General features: G+C 73.5%; 2 protein-coding genes. Both read left to right on the top strand.

What is annotated here, in order from left to right:
* A partial coding sequence (locus G6023_RS06280) for an APA family fibronectin-binding glycoprotein (RefSeq protein ID WP_182634522.1) occupies positions 1 to 614 on the top strand: 614 nt, incomplete at its 5' end.
* Between the two features lie 22 nt (positions 615 to 636).
* Entirely contained in the window at positions 637 to 1,476 is an 840-nt protein-coding gene (locus tag G6023_RS06275; protein ID WP_182634520.1) for a CPBP family intramembrane glutamic endopeptidase, read from the top strand.
* Positions 1,477 to 1,795: the final 319 nt, after the last annotated feature.

Below are 1,795 nucleotides of genomic sequence, written 5' to 3'. Positions count from 1 at the left end.
ACCTCACGACTGAGGAGAAGCGCGGGCCGCGCACCGTCCACGTGGCACTGGGGTTGCTGGCCGCGTTGCTCGTCGCCGCCGTGGCCACGAACCCCGCGTCGGTGCTGCCCCGGGACTCGACCCTGTCCGGCACCTACTACGTCGACGAGGACTCCGGGCTCGAGCTGCAGGTGCCGGTCGGCTGGCGTGTGATCGACGACCCGGAGTTCGGCAGTGTGCAGCTGAGGCCGGTCGGCACCGGCCGGGCCCTGGACACCCGCATCCTCGCCGGTCCGCTGGACGCCGGGATCGCCGCCGCCGCGATCACCGATGACCAGGGGGCCGCGACCGCGCTCGCGGAGACCATCCAGTTGTACGTCCTGGGCGTGTCCGGGACCCGTGACGAACAACGGGTGGTCCCCGTGGACAACGAGGCGGGCACGGGCGCCGCGATCTCCTACGTGGTGGTCCCGGACGGCATCCCCGACCAGGACTCCGGCGGGTTGGTGTACACCGCCGTATTCGGTTCCGAGGACAGCCGGTGGTGGGTGGCGTACGTGACCACCGCGCAGCAGTCCGCTCCCGGCGTCCGGTGGATGGACCGGGTCGTCGACCACGTCCGGCTCCCCGAGTGACCTGGTGGAGGTGAGCGGGTCGATGCCACCGGCCCGGGGCACAGGACGGGTCTGCGCAGCCCTCTCGCCCCGCGAGGCGTTCGCCCGGTACGCGGCTCGGTTCGACCCGGTGACCGACCCCCGTGTCCGCCGGCTACTGGTGGCCGAGCTCGTCGTCGTCCTGGCCGTCACCTTCGGCCTGTCCGGCGCCTACGCCGTCCTCGACCTGGTCTCCGCGCTTCTCGCACCCGCGGACCTCGGGGAGCAGACCGCCGCCCTCAACGTCTCACGCTCGGAGCACTCGTGGCTCGACCTGGCCTACCAGGCGCTCGGGGTCCTGCGACTGCTGGCGTGGGCGCTGCTGCCGCTGGTGTTGCTCGCCCATTCCGGGCTCGGCGCGCGGGCCGTCGGGCTCGTGCGCGACCGTCCGGGCCGTCAGATCGCGTGGGGGCTCGCGCTGACCGCTGTCATCGGCGTCCCCGGGCTGGCGTTGTACCTCGGCGCGGTCGCCGCGGGCGTCAATCTGCAGGTGTCGGCATCGGGTCTGGGCGAGACGTGGTGGCGGCCCGTCGTGCTGGTGCTGTCCGCTGCCGGCAACGGCGCCGCCGAGGAGATCCTCGTGGTGGGGTACCTGCTCATCCGGCTGCGCCAGCTGGGGGTGCCGCCCGCACTGGCCCTGGCGGCCAGCGCCCTGCTGCGCGGGTCGTACCACCTCTACCAGGGGTTCGGCGGCGGGCTCGGGAACCTGGCGATGGGTGTGGTGTTCGCGTTGTGGTGGATGCGGACCCGCCGGCTGTGGCCGCTCGTGCTGGCGCACACGCTGCTCGACGTGGTCGCGTTCCTCGGCTACGCGCTGCTCGCCCCGCACCTGTCGTGGCTGTGACCGCCCGACTCGTCGCTGTGACCGCCCGGCCACCGCTCCGCGCCCCGTACCGCTTCAGGTTGCGCGTCCCGATTGGTCCATTCGGGCAGCGCACCTGGCCGAATTGCGGACATAGGGGCAGCGCACCCCGGCACAGCGGGGCGGCCCACGCGGTTGTGACGCGTGTCCCGCCGGGGCCGTGGGACCCGCCGACCGCGGCACCGGCCAAGTAGAGTCCGATCCCATGACCGACGACTCCAGGCGCCGGCACCTCACCCCGGAGGAGGCCGCCGAGCTCCGGCGACGCGCGCGCGAACGCCGTGGCTACGCCGACCCCGGC

It is taken from the genome of Dietzia sp. DQ11-71 (assembly GCF_014144995.1).
Lineage (GTDB): Bacteria > Actinomycetota > Actinomycetes > Mycobacteriales > Mycobacteriaceae > Dietzia > Dietzia kunjamensis.
This window is presented reverse-complemented; position numbering and strand designations above follow the sequence as displayed.